The 23,892-nt window shown below is 52.4% G+C and carries 21 protein-coding genes; 12 read left to right on the forward strand and 9 right to left on the reverse strand.

Going from position 1 to position 23,892, the window contains the following annotated elements; all coding sequences use genetic code 11:
- The 3 genes from K3T82_RS18030 to K3T82_RS18040 are packed head-to-tail and all read right to left on the reverse strand — an operon-like array spanning position 1 to position 4,040.
- The gene (locus K3T82_RS18030; protein WP_236031197.1) at positions 1-1,131 is read right to left on the reverse strand and encodes an ATP-binding protein; all 1,131 of its coding nucleotides are present in this window, start codon (positions 1,129-1,131) and stop codon (positions 1-3) included.
- A gap of 2 nt (positions 1,132-1,133) precedes the next feature.
- Positions 1,134-2,723 carry a DUF5691 domain-containing protein gene (locus K3T82_RS18035; protein WP_220194828.1) on the reverse strand — a complete coding sequence of 530 codons (1,590 nt, stop codon included), beginning with the start codon at positions 2,721-2,723 and terminating at the stop codon, positions 1,134-1,136.
- A 12-nt stretch (positions 2,724-2,735) separates the two neighbouring features.
- Positions 2,736-4,040 (reverse strand): SWIM zinc finger family protein, encoded by a 1,305-nt coding sequence (locus K3T82_RS18040; RefSeq protein WP_220194829.1) that lies wholly within the window; start codon positions 4,038-4,040, stop codon positions 2,736-2,738.
- A 301-nt stretch (positions 4,041-4,341) separates the two neighbouring features.
- On the opposite strand from K3T82_RS18040, the gene K3T82_RS18045 reads away from it, so the two are divergent.
- The 4 genes from K3T82_RS18045 to xylB all read left to right on the forward strand — a co-directional run bounded on the left by K3T82_RS18045 (position 4,342) and on the right by xylB (position 8,618).
- Positions 4,342-4,794: a hypothetical protein gene (locus K3T82_RS18045; protein WP_220194830.1), complete on the forward strand. Its 453-nt coding sequence runs from the start codon at positions 4,342-4,344 to the stop codon at positions 4,792-4,794.
- A 63-nt stretch (positions 4,795-4,857) separates the two neighbouring features.
- Positions 4,858-5,253, forward strand: coding sequence for an Hsp20/alpha crystallin family protein (locus K3T82_RS18050; protein WP_220194831.1), 396 nt, complete (start codon positions 4,858-4,860; stop codon positions 5,251-5,253).
- Between the two features lie 580 nt (positions 5,254-5,833).
- The gene (locus K3T82_RS18055) at positions 5,834-6,898 is read left to right on the forward strand and encodes a zinc ribbon domain-containing protein (RefSeq protein ID WP_220194832.1); all 1,065 of its coding nucleotides are present in this window, start codon (positions 5,834-5,836) and stop codon (positions 6,896-6,898) included.
- A gap of 178 nt (positions 6,899-7,076) precedes the next feature.
- The gene (gene xylB / locus K3T82_RS18060; RefSeq protein WP_220194833.1) at positions 7,077-8,618 is read left to right on the forward strand and encodes a xylulokinase; all 1,542 of its coding nucleotides are present in this window, start codon (positions 7,077-7,079) and stop codon (positions 8,616-8,618) included.
- 68 nt (positions 8,619-8,686) lie between these two features.
- Here xylB and K3T82_RS18065 read toward each other — a convergent pair whose 3' ends face one another.
- Complete coding sequence (locus tag K3T82_RS18065) at positions 8,687-9,256, reverse strand: hypothetical protein (RefSeq protein ID WP_220194834.1); 570 nt, start codon at positions 9,254-9,256, stop codon at positions 8,687-8,689.
- Positions 9,257-9,576: 320 nt separating this feature from the next.
- Here K3T82_RS18065 and K3T82_RS18070 point away from each other — a divergent pair, with 320 nt between their 5' ends.
- Together K3T82_RS18070 and K3T82_RS18075 are read left to right on the forward strand one after the other, a co-directional pair.
- A complete protein-coding gene (locus K3T82_RS18070) occupies positions 9,577-10,233 on the forward strand; it encodes a thiaminase II/PqqC family protein (protein ID WP_220194835.1) in 657 nt (218 codons plus the stop codon).
- Positions 10,234-10,783: 550 nt separating this feature from the next.
- Positions 10,784-12,031 carry an MFS transporter gene (locus tag K3T82_RS18075; RefSeq protein WP_220194836.1) on the forward strand — a complete coding sequence of 416 codons (1,248 nt, stop codon included), beginning with the start codon at positions 10,784-10,786 and terminating at the stop codon, positions 12,029-12,031.
- Positions 12,032-12,074: 43 nt separating this feature from the next.
- Here the strand turns inward: K3T82_RS18075 and K3T82_RS18080 are convergent, their stop codons facing one another.
- Complete coding sequence (locus tag K3T82_RS18080) at positions 12,075-12,839, reverse strand: endonuclease III domain-containing protein (RefSeq protein ID WP_220194837.1); 765 nt, start codon at positions 12,837-12,839, stop codon at positions 12,075-12,077.
- A 32-nt stretch (positions 12,840-12,871) separates the two neighbouring features.
- Entirely contained in the window at positions 12,872-13,333 is a 462-nt protein-coding gene (locus K3T82_RS18085) for a methyltransferase family protein (protein ID WP_220194838.1), read from the reverse strand.
- 245 nt (positions 13,334-13,578) lie between these two features.
- Here K3T82_RS18085 and K3T82_RS18090 point away from each other — a divergent pair, with 245 nt between their 5' ends.
- Entirely contained in the window at positions 13,579-14,409 is an 831-nt protein-coding gene (locus K3T82_RS18090; protein WP_220194839.1) for a hypothetical protein, read from the forward strand.
- A 97-nt stretch (positions 14,410-14,506) separates the two neighbouring features.
- The gene (locus tag K3T82_RS18095) at positions 14,507-15,277 is read left to right on the forward strand and encodes a 2-phosphosulfolactate phosphatase (protein ID WP_220194840.1); all 771 of its coding nucleotides are present in this window, start codon (positions 14,507-14,509) and stop codon (positions 15,275-15,277) included.
- On the opposite strand, the gene K3T82_RS18100 is transcribed toward K3T82_RS18095, so the two are convergent.
- Together K3T82_RS18100 and K3T82_RS18105 are read right to left on the reverse strand one after the other, a co-directional pair.
- A complete protein-coding gene (locus K3T82_RS18100; RefSeq protein WP_220194841.1) occupies positions 15,274-16,581 on the reverse strand; it encodes a WD40 domain-containing protein in 1,308 nt (435 codons plus the stop codon). The two genes, K3T82_RS18095 and K3T82_RS18100, sit on opposite strands and share 4 nt — an antisense overlap.
- Before the next feature lie 168 nt (positions 16,582-16,749).
- Positions 16,750-17,223, reverse strand: a complete 474-nt coding sequence (locus K3T82_RS18105; protein ID WP_220194842.1) for a DUF3592 domain-containing protein — start codon at positions 17,221-17,223, stop codon at positions 16,750-16,752.
- 360 nt (positions 17,224-17,583) lie between these two features.
- Between K3T82_RS18105 and nadB the strand changes: the two genes are divergently transcribed.
- From nadB to K3T82_RS18125, 4 genes are all read left to right on the forward strand, one after another.
- The gene (gene nadB, locus K3T82_RS18110) at positions 17,584-19,215 is read left to right on the forward strand and encodes an L-aspartate oxidase (RefSeq protein ID WP_220194843.1); all 1,632 of its coding nucleotides are present in this window, start codon (positions 17,584-17,586) and stop codon (positions 19,213-19,215) included.
- Between the two features lie 31 nt (positions 19,216-19,246).
- Positions 19,247-20,146, forward strand: a complete 900-nt coding sequence (gene nadC, locus K3T82_RS18115) for a carboxylating nicotinate-nucleotide diphosphorylase (protein ID WP_220194844.1) — start codon at positions 19,247-19,249, stop codon at positions 20,144-20,146.
- Positions 20,147-21,334, forward strand: coding sequence for a quinolinate synthase NadA (gene nadA / locus K3T82_RS18120; protein WP_220194845.1), 1,188 nt, complete (start codon positions 20,147-20,149; stop codon positions 21,332-21,334).
- Between the two features lie 202 nt (positions 21,335-21,536).
- Complete coding sequence (locus K3T82_RS18125) at positions 21,537-22,094, forward strand: GNAT family N-acetyltransferase (RefSeq protein ID WP_220194846.1); 558 nt, start codon at positions 21,537-21,539, stop codon at positions 22,092-22,094.
- A gap of 430 nt (positions 22,095-22,524) precedes the next feature.
- On the opposite strand, the gene K3T82_RS18130 is transcribed toward K3T82_RS18125, so the two are convergent.
- Positions 22,525-23,508 carry a decaprenyl-phosphate phosphoribosyltransferase gene (locus tag K3T82_RS18130; RefSeq protein WP_220194847.1) on the reverse strand — a complete coding sequence of 328 codons (984 nt, stop codon included), beginning with the start codon at positions 23,506-23,508 and terminating at the stop codon, positions 22,525-22,527.
- Positions 23,509-23,892 lie beyond the last annotated feature (384 nt).

The raw sequence follows: 23,892 nt of genomic DNA on the forward strand, positions 1-23,892 counted from the left end.
TTACAATACCTCGCGGCAAGCTCGATAGAGGTCCTTCCAATCTTCACGATCTTTGACGATGGTTTGCAGGTATTCCAGCCAGACCACGCGGTCCTGAACCGGATCTTTGACGATAGCACCTGTCAGACCAGCCGCCAGGTCGGAGGCTGACAGACGACCATCGCCGAAATAGCCTGCCATAGCCAGGCCATTATTGATGACAGAGATGGCTTCTGCTGTTGAGAGGGTGCCGCTGGGTGCCTTGAGCTTGGTCTTTCCATCCTCGGTGACGCCGTTGCGTAGCTCGCGGAAGATGGTCACGACGCGGCGGATCTCTTCAAGAGCGGGCTTTTCGCTGGGTAGCTCAAGGGCGCGACCCAGGCTATTGACGCGGCGCTCGACGATGTCTACCTCTTCGTTCATGCTATCGGGCACAGGCAGGATTACGGTATTGAAGCGGCGCATGAGCGCGCTGGAGAGCTCATTGACGCCCTTGTCGCGGTTATTGGCTGTGGCGATGACGTTAAAGCCCTTGCTCGCCTGAACCTCTGTATTGAGCTCGGGAACGGGCAGCGTCTTCTCCGAGAGAATGGTAATCAGTGTATCCTGCACTTCACTGGGGATACGTGTCAATTCTTCAATGCGTGCAATCTTGCCATCCTGCATCGATTGCATCATCGGACTGATGACCAGCGCGGCAGGTGAGGGGCCTTCAACAAGCAAGCGTGCGTAGTTCCAGCCATAGCGAATGGCGTTCTCGTCGGTGCCTGCTGTACCCTGGATTAGCAACGTGGAGTCACCAGCCACAGCGGCGGCGAGATGCTCACTGACCCAGGATTTGGCGGTTCCTGGGACACCATAGAGGAGGAGCGCGCGGTCGGTCGCCAGCGTCGAGATGGCTATCTCCATTAAGCGAGGATTGCCAATATATTTAGGTGAAATCTCAAAACCATTCTCAAGCTTGCCACCCATCAGGTAGACACGCGCAGCCCAGGGAGAGAGTTTCCAGTTGGGAGGACGCTGGCGGGTGTCGACTTTTGCCAGTTCGGCCAGTTCTTCGGCATATTGCTGCTCAGCGTGTTGACGGATAACGCTGGTAATCTCAGAGGCTGCGACAGTGCCATTCTTGGAAGGATTTTGTGTGCTCGTCATATCTAGTGAATCTCCTCTATAATATTTTTTCGATATTGAAGTACTTCAAGGAAGCGATTAATACCAGTTTGAAGCTGTCCATGATTATAGTTTTTGGTATAGTGGCTCTTGTCAGGTAATTCGGGCAATTCCCACCCTTTAAGAGCGCTCTCGAAGCAGGATGGTGCTAGCGCGTATGCTGAACGTGCCAGACCGTTATGCCAGTAGTCTGATTGCGTATGTGACATGTACGTAGTGCCAAGTTCTTCGACAAAGTTCGAGGCTGCGTCTCGGACCCATTGGAGGTAGAACAGGCTGAAATCATGGCTCCAGGGTGTGGGAAGTTGATCTAGAAATGTCATGAGGGCGTAACCATATTTGGTGAGCTTCTCTTTGACAATTTTCTCCAGGGGCTCCTGAGGTAGGACTGAATAGAGATACTTCAGGATATCTTTGCCTGCAGCAGCGAATTCCGAGTTTTCGTCGTCGGATGGTATCGTATTCCAGTAATCGAGCAGGTCGCTCGCCCAATCGACACGCTCCTGTTGCTGCGCGCATTTTACCCAGATGGTGAATAGGCGACTATGCCAGTTTTGATCCTTGACCGCCGAGATGATCTGTGTCGGGGTCAATTTAAAGCGCTCTTCCCAATAGTCAAGTGGAAGACATTTCAAGACATTGTAATATGTTGTGAGGAGATGGCTCGTATGCTTCAAATCGCGTTTATTGACACGAGTATCGCGTAACCATGAGTCATCTATATTCTTGGGTGTGTGAATCGACAAACTATCCTCATGATACTGAACCAGGGTTTCGGCGCGTGTGTACATGCGGCGCATAAAGGCCGAGTCGGGTAGTTCGGTCAGGAATGAGGCTGCGATCTCACGCACCGCTTCAGCGCGATCATCCAGGGCCTTTTCGAGTAAGGCTTCATCGTCAGCTGAGAGGTTGATGTCTAGCACTTCCAGGAATTTTGTTTTGCTCTCTGCGCGCTCCTGTTTCCAGACCTTTTCCAGCCATTGGCGTGCCAGAGCGGGATCTGCCTGCCTTTGGTGCGTGAGGGCGTTAACCCGCTGTGCCAACGTTCCTTCTTGCCAAAGGGTTTCGATCTCTTCAGGAGAGATGGGCTGTATGCCAGAATGCAGGGGCTCTACCCATTTCCACTGAGAATTGAAGCTACTTAGCCAGATTCCCCGCTCGCCTATAACCGCGAATGCGGCCTCACGAACGTTTTTATCTCCGGTGGCATAGTCGAGTACCTGTGGCAGCAAGGGAAAGGGAACATGATAGTGATGCTCACGCATGAGAGCGAAGGCTTCGAGCAGCAATTTAGGCTCTTTTAGAGTCAGAGTGGTTTCCAGGGTGTGTGTCCGTGGTAATACCCGCCAGTCCTGCGCCTCTGGTGGAGACGCCGTTAGCCGCTCGGATATACTCTGCGCGATTTGGCCTGCTTGTGTGTAGGCTCCCCAGGCGCCACCGATGAGCAGGAGTCGACGCTCTTTCTCGCTCTCGGGCAACTGGCTGGTCAAATCGTCGATCTGAGTGCCTGTTGTGAATGCTGTGTCCCCGCTCTGATCTGTGCCAACGATGGCGGCGGTGATAAAACTCTCCATCTTCTTCCCTTCTTAGAGTTTGTAATAGTGGCCCGCGACCAGTGCCCCAATTGGCTGTAGCGTCTCGCTATCCCAGATGGCCGCCAGATCGACTGGCTCGCCCCCTGAGAGAGCTAGCAAGCGCCAGTACTCGCCGTGACTGAGCGGAAGGGCCTGCCCATCACGGTCATAGAGCGCCCACTGGTTCTGATTGGTCAGAATGGGCGTAACTCCACAGAGCACACCGAGGAAGGTATCCTGCCAGGGATAGCGTGCCAGGATTGTCGCGGCACTCGCCAAGAAAGCGTCCAGCATGGACGCACCGGGTAAGGAATCCCCCAGTGGTTGGAGCGCGCCCTGCTGTTCCACGATAAGTGCACGAAGTTGGGCTGCACCAGGCCAGAAGGCTAGTTCCGCCTCTTGGCGCATCCCGAAGGGATAGACATTAGGAAAGCTTTGCGCGACGCGAGGAATGAATTGTGTGAGCAGGGCGGCGCGCTGGCTTTGCTCGCCATAGAGCCAGGTGCGCTGGGTCTTCCCTTTGTCAGTCTCTTCTACGGAATTTCCGAGGAAGAGCCAGGTATCACGCACGTGCTCTCCGCGTTGGATCACTTCATCTTCGGTCAGCGTCCAGCCGATCTGGGCGCGCACATCATCTTGTAGTGGCGGTGGTAGGGTATCGAGACGGCGGTATGCCTGACTGAGTAGAGCAAGTTGGCCGCTTTGTACGAAGACCTGCTGAGTCCAGTTCGTCGTCGCATGGACGCTCTCACCCATGCGCCTGACCCGCGCCGCGATTCCAGGTGCCTGATTATCAACCATCTGTTTCGCCATTTTGTCCCAATATGATGGCGGCTGGGCCTCAATGCTACCCAATCCATTGCGCATCAGGTCGCTCAGCCAGAGGTCGAGGCGTTCCAGACCCTGATCTACCATCTGCTGGCGCTTCGCAACAGTTTTTGCGGAGGGCGCCTTGCTCTCCTTGCTCTTCGCCTCTTTGCGCTGGGTGCTTTCGGCGCGCTTCTCCAGCCAGCTTGACACCCATTCAGGTGGCTCACTGGTAGCGAGTTCGCCGGGTGTATTGGCTGCGAGCAAGAGTAGTCCCAGGGCGTGTTTGCATGGTAATTTGCGACTGGGACAGCTGCATGACGCGACAAGGGAGGCGACTTCGACTTTTACCTGGTAGAGGGCGCTACCCTGGCATTCTCCCCATACGGCATCATCGTTCTGCCCAAGGGTTTTCCAGTGTTTGCGACCGCTGAGTTTCTTACCATTTGAGAGCGAGGCTTTATCGGGAGTCATGGCGGTGACTTGTTCAGAGGTAATTTGTATCCCCACTAGTGATGCTCCCCAATCTATAGGTTTTGTAATATTGGTCTACGTATATATTCTTGCGAAGTATAGCGAATGTGGAAACACTGATCTATGACCATATTACTTGACAAGGTGCTTCTTGTGTTTTGGTAATCATTAATAATCACCAAAAAGGGCTATAATGGGAGGCTTCTATGCCATGAGGCTGAAACTTAGGGCTCGCGTAAGACGTGGCACTGATGTATTCACGCGACAGGTATATGTATCTTGATATTGGAGCTTCTATCATATGAGAGGGGCTGAGTGATTGGAGGTAGGATATATTATGGATAAGCAGCATGACACTTTGAAAGAGAATAGCCAGGAAACGATTGATCAAGCTGCCAGAGCGGTGGGAACCACTCGCGAGAAGGCGAAGCAGATGCTCACACCGCAAGAGCAATATAAGCTAAGTCGGAAGCAGGCACAAAGTAGTCACTCAGATAAGCAGACCGGCTTTTACAACGAGGCCAGTGATGATATGCCGGTTCGTCAGGATGGTTATCAGGAGACGGAGGGAAGTGGCTATGGCGAGAGCAACAATCAAATAGGACAACCCGCCCAGGATAATCCGGCTCAGCAGGGGTATGATCCCAGGCGCAGTGGTCCCCATACCTCGAAGCGGCGGCCTGGAACTAAGGTGCCCTCGCCAGGGCGCGAGACGGGTACCGCCTGGGCCGAAAATGAGCAGATGGGATATACAATGGATACATCCGATCATAGCAATCCCGCGAATTAGCGTGAGTGAGCTGTACGCATGGTCGCGTTTCGCAGAATGTGTTAGTACGAGGAGGTATGACCTATGCCCGAGCAGGCGAAGATTCAGCATATACCGGTCAAAGTCTACCGTACATCTGGTCGTTTGATGGTAGCTGCCCCTATGCCTGGTCTGCAACCGGAGGATATTGGTATAGAGGTGACTGCTGACAATCGTTTGATTCTGCAAGGTGAGATTCGCGGTCTGCTGAAGGACATTAAGGAGCTAGTTACTGATGAGTGGAGTGTTGGCGGGTATCAGCGTGAAATGACATTACCTGCCATGGTAGACGCGGAACAGGCCAATGTCACCTATGGAAATGGTGTGATTGTCGTTACCTTCTTGATTAGTGCGAAGACGATTCCCGCGCGTTTAACCGTGCCACGCGTTGCTCCTGACCATGGAGTGCGTGTTGGTAATGTTGGGCATAGAGCGGTGTAGCTATTAAATAAGAGGTGAACAGGCTCAGTGAGCTGTATATCCATAGCGGCAATGGTTGCTACGGATATACAGCTTCTTATTTGCAGGATATTAGTGTTCAGATTGATAAAGATAAGAATGTATCTGGTTGGTTATAGATAAATTTTGCTATGCCAAAAAAGCCCAGAAAGGGCGTCTTCCTTTTGAGAATTGATTCAAAAGAGGAACTGTGCATCAGAAACGGTTGTAAACCTTGGCAGATGACTCGTGTTTCACCAGAATAACGTATAATGCGAAGAACTGGAGGCGCAAGACGGAAGTGGCTTGGGGAGGGGGATGATAGTGAAGTTTGCCATTGCATGGTCACGGTACTTGCAAATTCGGGTTTACTTCGATATGATTTGACATATACCGATGAGGACCGTTTTTAAGTGTTAAAAAGGTCACTCTCAGAATGTGAGATACATTCTTCTTTTCTGGCACTTATTGAAGTAGATTTATGTAATGGGTCGTGATTGCGCTGACCACTTTTCTCCCCGTTGGCGTGGTTATGTGAAACATTGTACTGGGGGAAAGGATTTTTAGAAGGAGTTCTTAAAACATGCATTGTGGCAATTGTGGAGCCAAGTTACCGCAAGGCGCTCAGTCGTGCCCATTCTGTGGTGCGGCGGCTTCATATAATAACGCAGGGGGGATTGCACCTACTCAGATGGCCCCGTCTTCGTATCCTCAAAACCAGGGCACCCCTTCATATACACCGAACGCGGGTGGTCAGCAGGTAGATCCAACTGTACTGGCTCAGCCTCAAACCTATCCTAACGCAGGTGGGCAGCCCGGCGGCTATTATAACCAGGGTTCGTCAAGTCCTAACAATGTGCCGTCCACACCGTATTACGGTTCGCAGCCAGGGATTTCGGGCGCGAATTACGATCAGCCTCCGATGACACCGAATGCGTCAGGTGCGAATTACAATCCTTATGCGGGGAATAGTGCGCCCCCACCACCGCCAACTCCACAGCCTTACATGCCTGGTCCAGGCCCGTCTTATCCGATGCCTCCCCAGCCTCCGCGTAAAAAGAGTAATGTGGGCCTCATTATTGGTATCATTGCCGGTGTGCTGGTTCTGGCCTGTATTGGAGCGTCGTTTGCGGCATATCAGGGTATGAAGAATGTAGCCGATAATGTTGAAAAGACGGTGACCACAACTGTAAGCACACCAACCTCAACTTCGGATTCAACGCCAGAAGCGACACCAACTACCAGTGACACATCGCAAAGCCCATCGGGTGTGCCTGTTAATCCTGAGGCGGCGAAAATCATTACCAATGCGCTGACCACAAGCGGAATTGATTCGGATTATAAGCCAACAAATCCGACAACGAGCTTTACGTCTGGCTCAACTGTGTATGTGACCTATAACTTACACCTGTCGGGGACCGGCCTCAACTTTGACAAGGGTGATAAGGGCTATGTGTACGCAATTTTCTACTTAGATAAGTCACCCATCGCGAAAGGCGATTTGCCCATTGATCGCGATTCGGATAGAGCGTACTTTAGCTATAAATATAGCGAGGCAGGTCAGGGACAGGCTGAGATCTACTGGTGTTTGGAGTCTACCTGTAGTGACCGTCAGCTCGCGCAGGTTGTGGCCTTTACTGTTAGCTAAGACTGTTCTTTTATACTGAGATTATATGCTGTGCTCCCATGGCTAAACAACTGGTCGGCCATGGGAGCATTTTTATTTGTCAGAGGTGCGGGCTCCTTTTATTCAGGTGTCTGCCTGGAGAGGGCGTGGAGTGGTAGAATAAGGGACACCTATTTTTGATTTAGCAAAGGAGCATTGGATGCAAGCACTCCTGGGTCTTGACCTTGGCACAACAGGTGTCAAGGCTGCGTTGTTCGCGAGCGAAGATGGTCGCGTGTTGGCCGATGCATTTATCGATTATCCCCTTTCTCATCCTCATCCGGGCTGGGCAGAGCAGCAACCAGAGGAGTGGTGGCAGGCAACCCTGACCGCCATCAAGTTCTGCCTGGAGCGTGCCAGCGATCTGGGTGTGCGCCCCACTGATGTGCGAGGGGTTGGTCTCTCCGGGCAAATGCATGGGGTGGTCTTACTGGATGAGCGGCGAGACGTATTACGCCCTTGTATTATCTGGGCTGATCAACGTAGTGATGCCCAATGCCACTGGATGACTGAGCGCGTTGGGGCAGAGCAGTTAATTACCTATGTAAGTAATCCCGCTTTGACTGGCTTTAGCGCGCCCAAACTCCTCTGGGTGCGAGACAACGAGCCTGAAATTTTCGCGCGCGTGCGTACCGTCTTGCTGCCTAAAGACTATATCCGCTTTCGTTTGACGGGCGTGCTGGCGATGGAGATTTCAGATGCAGCCGGGACGTGCTTGTTGGATGTGAAGCGAGGAAATTGGTCGCAAGAGGTGCTCAAGGCCATCGAGCTCGATCCAGAAATTCTGCCGCCTGTAGTTCCAGCGGACCGTACCAGTGGGACAACCACCTCTGAAGTGGAGTCCTTAACGGGCTTGCCTGCTGGCGTGCCGGTCGCGGGTGGCGGCGCGGATAATGCTTGTGGAGCGGTTGGAAATGGTGTCGTTGTGCCCGGTTTGGCGCTGGTCTCTGTAGGAACGAGCGGGATTGTGCTTGCTCATGCCACCTCACCTCAGGTCGATACTTCTGGCCCGGTACCCCGTGTGCATACCTTTAATCATGCCGTACCAGGAGCCTGGTATTTGATGGGAGTAACGCAGGGGGCGGGCCTCTCAATGCGCTGGCTTCGCGATAACATTGGGTTGCCGGAACGGGCGCTTGAGCGTTGGACTGGGACCGACGCCTATGAGACGCTCGCGCGCGAGGCTGAGTCTGTTGCGCCAGGCAGTGATGGCTTGATCTTCCTTCCCTATCTCCAGGGTGAGCGGACGCCGCATCTCGATGCTTACGCGCGCGGGGGCTGGCTTGGCCTGACCGCCAGCCACGATCGGCGTCACTTGGTTCGCTCAGTTATGGAGGGCGTAGCTTTTAGTCTCAAGGATTGTATGACGATCATTGGTGAACAGGGGTTGAGTCTGAATCAGGTGCGCGCGACTGGAGGTGGCGCGAAGAGTCTCCTCTGGCGACAGATTATTGCGGATGTGTTGGAGACTGAACTGGTGACGACGAATTCGAGCGAGGGACCGGCCTTTGGCGCCGCACTCTTGGCAGGCGTTGCTGCCGGAGTCTACGCCTCAGTGCCCGAAGCCTGCTCGCAGACTGTGCGCATTGTCGAGCGAACCGAACCCCAGGCGAAGACGGCTCCAGCCTACCGGCAAGCGTATGAGACCTATCGGGCGCTTTATCCTGCGCTCAAGCCAATTCTTAGCAAGCCGCTGATATAGTTTGGATGTCCGCAAGCAAGTAAGCAGTAGCGCTGGCCTGTATGGTGTTTGCGGACGCCCCTCACGATCTAATAGAGAAGACTGTTCCAGGCTATTAGGGCAATCACACTGATCCCAATGCCTAGTATGGAGCAGATTAGCCCTGCGATGGCCAGGTTCTTGTGCTGGTGTGACTGCATTCCAAGCGCTGAAAAAATGATACTTGCACAAGGCATGAGGAAGCCTAGACCACAGGGCAAGAGCGCGCCAACCAGACTTATAATTCCAAGAACGAAGCCTGTGATGGCTAGTCCCGCATGTTTGTCGGTTGGGGCAACTACCCTTTGATAAGGAACCCCATAGGGGGCGCCCATTTGTGGATATGGAGTGGGGACAACGTGGACAGTGATGTAGACCTGTGGCGGAGGTGGATAGAGGGGGAGTTGGGGCATCTGATGCATATGGCTTTGCTGCTGTTGTTGAGGGTAGGGGGGCTGATAAGAGGGCGTTTCGGGTATACGAGCTCGTCCAGTTTCAGCGTGGTACGCCTGTGAATGTGGGGGACCATCTGGCCTACGTGCGCGCTCGGTTTCCGCATAGTATGCCTGTGGATATATTTTCGCATCGGGTTCTGGTTTATAATCATAGTTATCATTCATAGTAGCTTTACCCTTCTTTTTAAGAAAGACAAGAAGCGGCGGACAAGGAACACGCTTGTTTCCATGCCCCCTCATAAGCTATGCAGTTTGGCATTGTTTATACGCAATATATTGATATCTCTAAGTACTCTTTACGTATTATAACGCGGTGAGAGGCTGAATATCACGGATGGCATCTCTGCTTTTGCTTTCTGACCCCCTTTAGGCTATTAAACAGAGGAGAACGCTTTCTGAGATAGCTTGCGGAAGGAAGTGTATGGTGAGTCCACTGTCCCCAACACTGTAATGAGTGAAAATATGCTCTGGAAAGGGAAAGAGATATGAGTTTTGCGGATGGTCTTGTTTCTTCAGAAATACAGGGATTGCGGGAGCGTATCCTCTGGCATCCGCTGTGGCGCCAGATTGAAGACGGGACTCTGGAGCGTGAGCGCCTGAGCCTCTTCGCGCTTCAGGACTGGTGGCTTGTGCGTGAGGCGTACCGCCTTGACGCGCTGGCTATCGCGGGCATCGCGGATTTGGAGATACAGGATCTCTTGATTCGTAAGTTGACGCCCAAGGTGGGCGGCTATAAGCTCTTGCTTCGTTTTGGCGAGGCTGTAGGCCTCACGCGTGCTGATTTTGATGCTGTAGAGCCCCTGGCGGGCTGTATGGCACTTACCAACTATTTTTATTGGATGCTGGCGTATGGTACACCTGCTGAGAAATTGGCGGCGGTGAGCGCGAGTGAGGATATTTTTGTCCAAATTTGTGTGCGCGTGGCTCCAGCACTGGTACGTAACTACGGCTTGACTCCTGAGCAGGTGGCATTCTTCTCAGCACACGACATGATTGGAGAGCAGGTCACACCCGTTGATGAGGCACTACTGGCGCGCTATGACACTCCTGAGGAACGGAAGCGGATCGAGCGTGCGATCCACCTGAGCCATGAGTATGAAATCATGTTTTACGATACCATTCTTACGACCATGATAAAGTAAGCGCTAACCTTCTCAGTGGGAGACATAGGCGTGTTGGGTGCAGTAAGACACACCTGCCTGCGCGCCTATGCCACACATTGACGCTTTGGCAGCCCTTGTGATACCATCACAGTATGAAGAATACCTCCTTGAAGTATAGGCATCATCCTCACGTGCAGCGTGGTTGGATGATCCACCGCAATCGTAACCGCAACACAAGCATTCTTGCCGCGTAAGCCCGGCACGCGCTTACGTGGCTATTATGTAGAGGTTGTGCCGCCAGAGACATATTGTCACATCAATTTTATGCGATTGGTGTGTTAGTTTATGTTGTTTTCTGGCACTGTCTCCTCACAAATGCCTCATTTCCTTGCTCCGTAGCCGGGATCAACACGCCCTTTGCAGTGGTGATATATCCGGCATTCCTATAGCCACAATGCCCTGGCATCGTTATGCTGTCAGCGGACTTCGTGCGAGAAGTGTTAGAGATTGGCTATTACCACGCAGAGGGTATCTTTCTACCTATCTTCGGGTATAGATAATCCCCTTTAGATTCTCAAAGGAGTTCTGTGTGACACTTCTCTCTAACCGTCCGGTGCAACAGCCTGTGCAACCACTTTGGCGTAACCGTGATTATCTTCTGCTTTGGAGCGGGCAGACAATCTCAACCGTAGGGGGAAACATCTCTCTGCTAGCTTTTCCCCTGCTTGTCCTGACGGTGACTAGCTCGCCATTACTCTCCTCTATCGCCTTAGCCCTGCGCACAATTCCACGTACACTCTGTATGTTATTTGCCGGGGCCCTTGTGGACCGCTGGGACCGCAAGCGTGTCATGCTTGTGTGTGATATCGGGCGCGCGCTGAGCATTGCCAGTATTCCGTTTGCATTGATGCTAGGCCACCTCACAATCTGGCAACTTTTCGTTAATGCCTTGCTCGAAGGGACGCTACAGAGTTTCTTCGAGCTTGCCCACTCTTCCAGTTTGGCTCATGTGGTGAGACAGGAACAACTGCCAGCGGCGATGGGCCAGGAGGAGGTCGTTGAAGGAGTGACAACTCTGTTAGGCCCCTCACTTGCGGGTGTACTCTACAGTGTCACGCTCTTGCTGCCTTTCATTGTCGATGCTCTTTCGTATGCAGCCTCGCTGCTCACACTCTTTCTGATCCGTACACCTTTTCAGCAGCCTCGCCAGGAGGAGCGCCGTCATCTGGTACGCGAGATACAAGAAGGCTTTGCCTGGATGTGGCGCCAGCCAGTGTTGCGTACGATGAATTTTGTCAACAGCTTTGCGGCGCTGGTTATACCTGGGAGCACTCTGGTATTGATTGTGCTGGCGAAGCAACAACAGGTACCAGATGCTTTGCTTGGTAGTGTTATCGCGTGTGGAGGGATAGGCGCGCTTATTAGTTCTTTACTGGCTCCCTTTATGCTGCGTTACTTGAGCGTTGGGCGCGCCATCTTGATTACGCGCTGGGCCTTTGCCTTGATCTGGCCGCTCTATATGTTGATGCCGCACTTCTGGCTACTAGGGGTGGCAGAGTTCTTACTAGGGGTTGCCGATCCTATAGAGGATGTTGCGTACTTCGGCTATCGCATTGCCATTATCCCGGATAACTTACGTGGGCGCGTGATTAGTGCTTGTCGCCTCTTTACCAGTGTGAGCAATCCTATCGGATTGATGTTGACTGGGTGGTCGCTGGAGCATTGGGGTGTGGGAACTACGATCTGGTTGGGTAGCGTGATCCTGGTTCTGACTGCCATCACACTAAGCGCGTCGCAAACCATTCGTCAGGCTCGACTCGCCAGAGATGACTCTTGATCTGTGCCTTCTGATGCAGGGAGCTAGCTAGGGTCTTACAAAGCTAGCTCCCTGCAGCTTGTTGTCTGGTGGATTGCGGCTGGACGACAGTCTGGTAGTAGTTACAGAGATCGGTGAGGGGACAGCGGTTGCAGTGTGGGCGCTCGAAGACACATACACGCTGCCCATGGCGCAACAGTCCCTTGTGGAAGTCGTAAATGGCACGCGCGTTATCAGGTAATAGGGCTTGGAGAAGCGTATGCGCGGCCTCTGCACTGACTTTGCGTCCGATGAGACCTAATCGCCCTGAAACCCGATGGACATGAACATCTACCGGGAGAATGGGCTTTTGGCAACTAAAAAGTAGTACGCATGCAACGGTTTTGGGGCCAATCCCGTCAAAGCGCCTGAGCCACGCGGAGGCATCGACCAGGGGCAGTGTACGAAGGAAGTCCAGGTTTAATGAGCCGCACTCTTCGGTAATCTGGTGCATAATTGTCTGGAGGCGAGGGGCCTTCACTTCCGGCCAGTTGACGTTGGCGATAGCCTCTTGGACCTCGCTGGTAGGCGCATCGCGTACAGCCTCCCAGGAGCCAAAGCGTTTGAGCAGGTTGGCATATGCCGCTGCCGTCTGAGCATCCTTTGTGCGATGTGAGAGGATGATGTCCACAAGCATGCCCATAGGGTCCTTTGTGGACCAGTCAGCTGGTCCATAGAGTTCTGTCAGGCGTTGAGTCACAATACGCGCCTTCTCTGCCAGGGCTGCTAGATCCTGGGTAGGATAACCATAATCCGCTGGGTTGCGTACGCGTTTTACTGGCTGTTTCATAGGCACATCGCTTTCTAGTCTACCTTCTGCTATTAGAACCAACGAGGTATGTTTTCTTTGTAGGTTAAGTACTCGGTCCCAAATTTTGCTTCAAGATAGTCTTCTTCACGCTCGATCACGCCAACACGCATGATCTTCAGGAGAAGCGGAAGCAGGAGGAGCGGCCAAATTCGGTTGGCTAGTAATGCCAGGCCGGTATAGGCCAATGTGAAGGAGACATAGATAGGGTTGCGTGTGAAATGATAGGGGCCGCTTTGCACAATCGCGGCGGTTGGGCGAGTAGGCTGGACTGGTGTGTCTGCGTTTCTCATCTCGCGCGCAGCCATAGCAGCAGTTGCTGTTGCCGTCCCCAGTAATATACCACCTATCAGAGAGCGCGGACCGCGTGGGATCAGGCGTAAGGGAACCCATGAATCTAGATATAACCCTAGAAGAAACGCTGCTGCATAGAGGATCGGTGGTGGTGCGATGACCTGTGCGTGATCATGCTTCATTGGTTTTTCCCTCCATGTATAATGCCAAGACTTGCTCTATTCACGTGATCGTGGCCCGGTTGAATTGGTCTTCTGCTCTTTGACACGGATCAAACCTCTGCAACGTGACAAGATCGCTTCGAATAGTATTCGAGATGTGGTAACGTTACAGCCTCTCATAGCGTGGTATGAAGTGAGCGCTTTTCCCGGCGGGGCTCTTTCTACTGAGTATCTCCCGCGTTCCAGCCGATAGAGAGGAGTCAGGTGTGGTTAAGACGCAGACGACAGTAAGAGAGATTGTGCGACAGAAATTGGCAGCCTTTGAGCAATTGCGACCAGAGTATGAGCGCTGCTTCCGTTTTGTCCAGGAAGCGCATGGGCAAAAGCGCCTTACAATCTGCTCTATAGCTGAGATCGTCTACTATTTACATGCGCGCTGGGTGTGCGACTCGAAAGGAGAGCTTCTCAGTGTCCCACATTCGCCAAAGCGACTTGATGGCAAGCGCTGTCTTGAACTCTTACGCGATTGGCAAATCAACGGAGAGAGTGCAGAGGTGATAGCCTTTTTGCAGTATCGCCTGGATACACTCCCTTTTGCGGACCTGACCCGGCAGATTGATCTGGCCGAAGTATCCGCGATGAATCCAGAGATCGCGCAGCGCCTGCGCAATGGGCGTAGGGTTCTCCTCAATCGGGGTTTTAACCTGCTTCTGGCACTGGATGCCATTGGCACATTATCGCATGAGGAGATTAGCTCTCAGGTGCGTCTGGCCTGTGAGCGTTATGGACACCTGCCTAAGCAGATAAAAGAGCAACTCGCGTTGGCGGAGTCTCCACTCTTTTCCTATGTTCCTCATCAAGAGTTGGCGCGCTACAACATGCTCTTAATGAATACGCTCACGCAGGATATTCGCCCTATCCAGGAGGCTGATAAGAAAGCACATATGGATGACCCCCCTGCCACACAGGATACATCACAGCCTCCACTTGCCGAGTTTAGCTTCCCATTCTACCAGGAGCTTACCTCGACCGATCATAACAATGTTATGCGTCACCGTTTCTATAATGCTGTTCCCATGAGCGCGGCTCGCTCTTGATCCGCTCTTGAGCGTTCCTGTGACGATAAGCCTCTTCCATACGTATCACATAGGCTACTCTAATGGTTAGAGTCGTGATGAGCATGGGAGATGTGCAATGTTTTTCTCACAGGAAGCATATCGTTGTCGCCTGGAATGGGGCCGGCGTGGTGTCGCCGAGGCTGCGGCGAGGGGCGATATAGTAGTTATTGTCGATGTTCTGAGCTTCTCTAGCGCGACTATTACTGCTATCGCGCACGGCGGTAGTATCCTGCCGTGCCCACTTGAGGCGGATGTGGAGGCATTGGCGCGGCGAGTAGATGGCGTTGTCGCGGTGAGACGTCGCGAGGTGCCTGCGCGTGGGCGTTTCTCACTTTCCCCAATGACCTTTTTCGCTTTGGAGGCTGGAACGCGTGTTGTGCTGGCTTCACCGAATGGTGCGACCTGTAGTCACTATGGGCAAGTGGTCTCGCATCTCCTGGTAGGTGCGTTGCTCAACGCGAGCGCGGTTTCGCACGTGGTGACTTCATTGCTGGAGGAGGATGAGCGGTGCTCGGTGAGTGTGATTGCCTGTGGTGAGCGCTGGTTGGACCCCTCGGAAGATGGGGCGCTCCGTTTTGCCATAGAAGATTACCTTGGCGCGGGCGCGATTCTAACCTCTCTGGCCGAACATTCTAACCTGACACTCTCGCCCGAAGCGCAGGTCTGCGCAGGTGCCTTCCTTCAGGCGCGTCCACGGCTTGGTGAACTGCTCACGAACTCGTACTCAGGACAGGAACTCACGCAAACCGGCTTTGGGGAAGATGTTTCGCATGCGTGCAAGCTTGATTTATATACAAGCGTTCCAATAATGCGGGCTGGACTCCTTGAGGAGTTTGTGCGCGTCTAGCGTGTGTGCCAGATGTGGACACTGCCATCCTGGAGCCCGGTCGCGACATATGAGCTATCAGGCGACCAGCAGACTGTCCAGGGAGTCATGCCATTGGGAAGGTAGGTGTAGGTACTGGAACTCTTCTGTGGATTCCAGAGCTTGACGGTGTTGTCGGCGCTGCTGGAGACAATCTGGGTACCGTCAGGCGACCACGCGACGGATTGAATAACCCCACTATGTTCACGGTAGATCTCGTGGGTCTGCCCTGTCGCCGCGTTCCAGATGCGAACGGTGTTATCACTACTGCCGGAAGCGATGGTGGTACTATCTTCAGACCATGACAAGGCTGTTACCTTATCTTCATGTTCCTCATAGATGTTTGCTGGTTGATAAGTATCGAGGTCCCAGATTTGCACTGTCCGATCCCAGGAACCGGAGGCAATTTTGCCCCCATCAGGTGACCAGGCCAGTGTATAGACGACATCGTGGTGTCCTCGATAGGTGAATGCCTTGCGCCCACTTTCTGTATTCCAGACATTGACTGTGCCATCGTTGATAGCAGCCGCGAGGAAGGCTCCGTCGGGTGACCAACAAACTTCCCAGATAGTATCAGTGGTAGACCAGGATTGCACTTGATTCAGGCTAGTTGCCTCCCAGATCTGCACAGTATTATCCGAGCCAGCGGAAGCGAGGAAGGCTCCATTTGGTGACCAGGCAACACTTTGAACATTGCGTGTGTGTCGCTTGCTTGTCTGGTCATGCTTGCCCGTGAAGGCGTCCCATATATGGATAGTGCCGCCCTGGAGGTTAGCGGGACCCGCCGCTGAAGCGATGCGCTGTGTATTGGGCGACCATGACACGCTTCCCACTGAACCATCGTGTCCAGGATAACGATAGAGGAGTTGTCCGATGGTGGTATGTGGCAATGGATTATAGTTGTGGGTACGTAACCAGTTCTGCATCCGTAGTCCCAGGGTGGCACGCTGGGTATATGCCAAAGTTCCGCTAGCCCCCAGGAGTATAGCTGTGGTTGCGCAACCTAGCAGAATGTGGCGGCGTGTATGGCGCGTTGTAGATGATGAGGAAATGTATGTGGCGGGTGTATTTTGTGGTTGAGCCGGAAGAGAGGGGAGCCGTACCGTCTGGTAAGCCGCTGCGTGCCGTTGTGGTGATGTCTGGTGGTTAGTTTGCATAGGAGCAGCGAGTGATTGTTGAGTCGCGTTCCCTGTCGTATGACCTCTCACCATGGCACCGCAATTTCCGCAGAAAAAAGCGTCCTCAAGCACATCCCCACCACATCTCGCGCAGGTGCCATTCTCCATATCCACCCCTCCAGATAAGATCACAACCATTTCATGATAGATGTATTGCCCGTTATTATACTAGAATAACGGTGAAATGGGAAGAGGGGGAGAGATGGATATAGTGTAAACAGGGTTCCTGGCGAGATTTATTAAAGCCGCGAATATTCCAGATGTATGAAATTTTCATTAGTTAATGACCTTCAGAAGTATTTGGAATGAAGCGTAAGCAAAAGCGGGAAAAGACAAGCCTCCATATAACATAAGTTGAAGATAGGTTGGATGAGGACCAGAGGAGATGCTTGCTCCAGGTATTTCAGCGATTGAAGGTGTTCCTGGAAGGTAGATCACATCGACGCGATTACCAACCCGGTAGTTATCGAGGCGTACAGATTTAAAGGTGATGAGCCGTCCATCGGGCGCGGTGAAGGTAACAGTGGGAACTGTATAGTATTGGGTTTTAGTGCGTGCTGGAGCGGCATGCACGCGTATGACATCCCCAACGGTTCTATAACCGTGTTGCCTTAAAAGTGTAAGATGGATGGCACCTCGTAACCCCCAGATGAGAGAAGACAGAGCGAATAAGGTAAGCAGCATGATCAGGAGAAAAACGATGAGTGGAATTAGTTGTAAGAATTGTTCTTCTGGAAGTGCTGGAGACATATGAGTTCCTTTTCCCTATATCTGCCTGACAGGATATATAGTGCAATTCTTTACCTTTATTTTATCCAAAAAACTGATCCTTTGGCAAGCCTGGGAGTATGAGATCAGGAACATCGGGAGCGTATCTGCCTTTCATCTAGCTTGAGGAGCGGATCGATAATAGATAGATAGGCCATTTGTGCTAGCTGGAGGGATAAGTTTGACACGACTTTTGGCCCCTTGTGTTTCACTTTATTTATCTGGTATACTCTCTTCTACAAAGGTTAGTGTATTTACAACACCTTTTCTTTTTTGTCTGGCTGGTAAGTGTACTTTTGACACTTAGTGGCCAAGCTACTTATTCAAAGGAGAATAAGGGGTATGCCTATCCTGGATGGTCAACCCTTTACAGTTGCGATTATAGGTGGAGGGATCGCGGGCTTATCACTAGCTCTGCGCCTTCCTGAAACGTCTCGTGTTGCCTTGCTTACGAAAGGGCAACTTGGTGAGAGCAATACTCGCTATGCGCAGGGTGGGCTATCCGTAGCCCTGGCACGAGACGACAACCCGGAACTGCATTTTCAAGATACGATGGCTGCTGGCGCTGGTCTCTGTGATGCGGAGGCAGTACGCATTCTGGTCGAACATGGTCCAGAGGCGGCCCGTTGGCTCATGCAACAGGGAGTCCAGTTTGATCGTGCACAGCCTGACAGTGATGCGCATGTAACGCCCGATGGCCTATTGCTTGGGCGAGAGGGGGCGCATAGTCGTTGGCGTGTCTTGCATGCCGGGGGAGACGCGACTGGGTATGAAATTGAGCGTGCTTTAATGACAGCGGTTCGCGCGCGTTCTTCCATTACGGTATTCGAGGAGACCTTTGTGGAGGAACTCTTGCTTGAGGATGGGAAGTGTGTGGGGTTGCGAGCTAGCGATCGTGATGGACAAACACTAACGCTGCGCGCGGAGGCAACCGTGCTTGCTAGTGGTGGAGCGGGAGGCCTCTGGCTGCATACCTCGAATCCATCAGGCGCGACAGCTGATGGTTTGGCGCTGGCTTGGCGTGCAGGTGCCGCGCTGGTCGATCTTGAGTTTATGCAATTTCATCCTACTGTGCTGGTGGTTAATGGAATCTCGCACTTGATTTCCGAGGCTGTACGCGGCGAAGGAGCCTACCTGCGTAATCACGCGGGCGAGCGCTTTATGCCACGCTATAGCTCGCAGGAAGAACTCGCGCCTCGCGACGTCGTCGCGCGCGCCATTCTTAAAGAGATGTTGCTTGAGGGGACGCAACACCAATTCCTGGATCTGCGCCATTTGCCTGCCGAGCAGATGCACGCGCGCTTCCCAACTATCTCAGCTTTCTGTCGTGAGAATGGGCTGGACCTGGCGCGTGATCTGCTACCTATCGCGCCCGCCGCACACTATTGCATGGGTGGCGTTCTGGTTGATACCAGTGGGCGAACCAGTGTGCCAGCGCTCTACGCCGTTGGCGAGGTATCGTGCACCGGGGTCCACGGCGCGAATCGACTTGCTAGCAACTCTTTGCTAGAGGGACTGGTCTATGGGTTACGCGCTGCTGATGCTTTGGCGAGCAATAATGGACATGAGAGTGCCACTGTTATGTCATCATTGCGTGCCTCATCTACCCTTCAAATGGCACCTCATCTAGACGTACAGTCGTTGGGTCCTGTGGACGATCTATCTTACGCACAGGTGCGTACTGAATTGCGCCAACTGATGTGGGAGCATGTCTCGCTTTCGCGCGATCACGATGGACTACGTGTGGCTCAGCGCCGGGTGCGTGAACTTCAGGCCATGCTTGTCAACATATTGGATGGTGAGGCAACGCGTGCATGGCGTGAGACTCAAAATATGTTGCAGGCTGCGGAACTGGTGATTGTCGCTGCTCTGCAACGTGATGAGAGTCGTGGTAGTCACTGGCGGCTCGACTATCCAACCATTGACGAGAAGCTTGATTATCATCACTTTGCCTGGCAGGCAGTCGGCAAATAGCCAGCTTTCCAGGAGGAGAGGACTATCCCTTATGCAGAAAGCTATTCTAGATCTCATCACGTCAGCACTTGTGGAAGACGGAGCCTATGACGATATCACGACGCTCAGCACTGTCGCGCCAGATCGTCAGGCGAACGCGCGCATTGTTACACGTGAGGATGGAGTGGTCGCTGGCATATCAGTTGCTGCCGAGACATTCCGTCTGTTTGATCATCGCGTCGCTGTAGAGATGGCAGTTGTCGATGGCGCGTCCGTGCGAGTTGGTGAGACACTGGTGCAGATCAGTGGCTCTGCACGCTCACTGCTAAGCGCTGAGCGAGTCGCTTTGAATTTTCTTGGTCGTCTCTCTGGAATCGCGACCGTGAGCGCGCGTTGTGCTCGCGCCCTTGAGGGGACACGAACTCGCGTGCTCGATACACGTAAGACGACGCCTGGTTTGCGTCATCTGGAGAAGGAAGCTGTCCGCCTGGGTGGCGGACAGAACCATCGTTTCGGTTTGAACGATGGTGTGTTAATTAAGGACAACCATATTATCGCCGCTGGTGGTATTGCGCAGGCTGTTACTGCTGCGAGATCGCTAGCTCCTCACTTGCTCAAGATTGAGGTGGAATGCGAAACCTTAGATGAGGTACAGGAGGCATTGGTGTCTGGAGCGGATGTCATCTTGCTCGACAACATGGATATCGAGACGATGAGACGTGCTGTCACATCCATTCGTGCCTCCGATCCACGGGTATTGATTGAGGCTTCGGGCAATATCGGCACCAATACAGAGAAGCTTGTCGCGGTCGCTGGTACTGGAGTCGATTTCATCTCGCTCGGTGCTCTGACCCATTCCGCCCCAACTTTGATGTCTCTCTTGAGTTTGTGTAGCCTCCACGCCAAAGTCGCGGAGACACTCGACGAACCTTATTCATGGAGGAGAAGCTAGATGGCAATTACAACAGCCTGCGCTGAGAGCCAGGAGACACGCATTCTACCCTTGCTCAAGCCTCAGACAAGAGCCAGGCATGACATATCGAAGCGCGTCGATAACATTCCCACATTCTACGCGGAGATGGATGGTGAAGAGCTTGACCGACGGATCGCGGCGGCACGTGCCACTCTTGGTGAACGCCTGGTGATTCTAGGTCACCATTACCAGCGTGATGAGATCATCAAGTATGCTGACTTCCGGGGCGATTCCTTCAAGCTAGCGCAACTTGCCGCCGAGCGGCCTGAGGCCGATTATATTGTCTTCTGTGGCGTCCACTTTATGGCTGAGAGCGCTGATGTGCTCAGCACCCCCAACCAGAAGGTAATTTTGCCCAATCCCGCCGCAGGTTGCTCGATGGCGGATATGGCGAATATTGCCGAAGTTGAAGAATGTTGGGAGACACTCACAGATATTCTGGGCGAGGACGCGGGTATCATCCCTGTGACCTACATGAACTCCGCCGCGAACCTCAAGGCTTTCTGTGGTCGTCATGGTGGTATTGTCTGCACCTCGTCAAACGCTCCTGCCGTCATGCGCTGGGCCTTCGAGCAGGGCAAGCGTGTGCTCTTCTTTCCCGATGAGCACCTGGGGCGCAATACCGGTCGCGCCTTTGGCATTCCGGCGGATGAGATGACCATCTGGAACCCTAAGAATCCGCTTGCCGATGAAGATTCAGAGGAACAAATCGAGCGCGCGAAGATCATTCTCTGGAAGGGATACTGCACCACGCATATGCGCTTCAATGTGCAGCAGATCGAGAAGGCGCGCGCCGAGTATCCTGATGTCAGGATCATTGTGCATCCAGAGTGTCGCCAGGAGGTAGTAGAAGCTGCTGACCTGTATGGCTCGACTGAGTACATTATTCAGCAAATTGAGAAGGCGCCTGCTGGGACGAAATGGGGCGTCGCAACTGAGATTAATCTGGTGCATCGCCTGGCGCAGGAGCATCCAGACCAGTTCATCTTCTGCCTCGATCCCATTGTTTGCCCTTGCTCGACAATGTATCGCATCCACCCTGCGTACCTGGCCTGGGTGCTGGAGTCCCTGGTTGAAGGCGAAGTCATCAACCAGGTGAGCGTTGATACTGACACAATCCACTGGGCGCGCGTCGCCCTGGAGCGCATGCTCGCCCTCAAAGGTTAAGCCACAAAGGAAACAGAGGCATTGCCCACAAGAAGGGAGTCAAGCGAACTGATTCAGGTTCAGTTCGCTTGACTCCCTTCTTGATATTGCATAAGTGCGCGTTTGAATTTATGAGTTATCGGCGCGCATTTTATTGAAGAGGATAGATTTCTATGCGATACTATGTAATGATTCCCTGCATATAGATTGAGAGAGACTTTAAATGGACACTAATGATAGAGAGCATATTCGACTGAAGAACGGTCTCCTGTTGACGTTGCGAGACGCAGAGCCAGACGACGCCGAACGGCTACTGGTATATGTTGAGCAGATAGCTGGTGAGAGCGATAACGTTACAATGGGTCCTGGTGAGTTCGGTATGAGTGTCGAGGATGAGCGTGTCTACCTCAAACAGATCGCGGAAATACCAACCAGCCTCTACCTTATCGCTGAGATCGAAGGTGAGATTGTCGGGACGTTGTCCTTTAGCGCTGGCAGGCGTCCGCGCGTGCGGCACGTTGGCGAGTTCGGGACGAGTGTTTTGCGTAAATACTGGAACCTGGGCATTGGCCACCATATGTTGATGTATCTTCTAGATTGGGCCAGAGGAACAGGCATTATTCGTAAGATTAACCTGCGTGTGCGTGTCGATAATCTCCCCGCGATCCATCTCTATGAGAAGTGTGGCTTTGTCCATGAAGGGCGCGTTTCGCGAGAGTTATATATACATGGGCAATTTGTGGGTGTCTTTGTGATGGGTATGGAATTGGACCCGAAGTAAAGGGGTGTCGCTTGACTATTCACAGTCAAGGTGTTTTATGTGCGTGATACAAATGGCAGTGATCGAGGGCGTGTTACTATATTGTGAAGCGTCTGCGTGGCGTTAAGGCGATGCTCAATACCTTCAATGCCGATGTCGGTTTCCGCATTGCGTTCAATCATACTAAACGCATCAAACATACAAGCGCCAAACAATAGAGCGAGCAGGATAGCTTTTAAGCAGCTATCCTGCTTTTTCTGGAAAGGATGGAAACATGTTCATGCGTTGGATCAAAGCGGGAGGTTTTATTGTCATATTCCTTAGAGAAGCCCCTAGGAAGAAATTGGGGCTTCTCTCCATAGAGCGCAATTGTCAGCAAGACAACAAAGGCAAACACCAGAGAGAGCACGATGCTGCTATGTATCTTTCGAGTTTGCAAAAGTCAACTCCATCAGTGAGGTAACACATAGAACACCGCAAGAATAATTACAGTACATATCACAACGGTTACTAACATATGGCGGTCGTGTAATAGCACTTCATCAGGGCTTCCTCCATCTTTACGCACGTAAACCAGATAGAGGTAACGGAAAAGGCCATACAATACAAAAGGTACCGTCAGAATAATATTGTGATACCCGGTAGGAGCTTCTACCGTGTAGAGGCTATATGCCATCAATGTACAGGTCGTCACAACGGTAATCATCTGGTCCAGCATGGGGATGTTATACTCATTGAGAATTTGACGATGGGTCCCAGCCTTCCCTTGCAGAAGGACAAGCTCATTGCGACGTTTACTAAGCGCCAGGAAGAGCGAGAGCAGGCACGTGACCATGTAGAGCCAGGGCGAGATAGAGACAGGGGTCACAAGCGCCCCCGCGATGACACGAAGGACAAACCCACAAGCAATCACAAAAATATCAATCAGGACAATATGCTTGAGCCAGACACCATAGAGCACCATTAACACAAGATACGCGAGCACACACAGCGAGAACAAAAGGTTGGACCCTCCGAGGTTTGCGTATATATCCCTGGATGGCATAACTGGAAAAGCGAAAATCGCAAGCGAGAGAGCAGCGCAGACGAGCACAATAATGACCATCGCCACCACAGCCCAGGAAACAGGAAGTTGACCTGAAGCCAGAGGGCGGCTACATTTCACCGGATGCTGACGATCTTTCTCAATATCAAGCAGATCATTGAAGAGATAAATACCACTTGAGGCCAAACAGAAGGCAAGAAAAGCTAAAAGAGCGCGCTCAAATTCATTCAATAGCAAGAGATGGCCTGAGAAGGTAATCGCAATAAAGAGCGTAGCATTCTTTGTCCACTGCTTGGGACGCATCCCTTTGAGCAATGCACGTAAACGCCCTTTCGTACTAAGCGTAGAAGTCACACCTGATGGTGGCTGAGGAGTTATTGGTGATGCCACATGAGAGGTCTTCATGCTACTTTGCTGAGAAGTTGGCATAGATTCTTCCAAAGGAGTTACTCTCTTCTAATATCCCTTAAGACAAATTCTTTTTGTCTAAACGACAACTATAGACGAGACGGTCTGCAAGATACATCAGTAACGAGCAAGCCAAAAAGTTCAGTGATTGTCACAAGGAGTGCGCAAATGTCGTTATATGAGCAAGCAGATTCGTACAGATAAGAGAACACCCACTCGCAAGGGAAAGAATAGTAGCGAGAGAAGCATGCAAAAGTTAGGGCACATGTAGCCTCTTTCTTTGCCACGGATACAGAGCGCAGGTCTACAAACTGGACCATCTGCATAGCCCTTCTTGGTGGAAATAGTTATTGATGTGTTTCTTTT

The organism is Ktedonospora formicarum (genome assembly GCF_016587355.1).
In the GTDB taxonomy this organism is placed as follows: Bacteria; Chloroflexota; Ktedonobacteria; order Ktedonobacterales; family Ktedonobacteraceae; genus Ktedonobacter; species Ktedonobacter formicarum.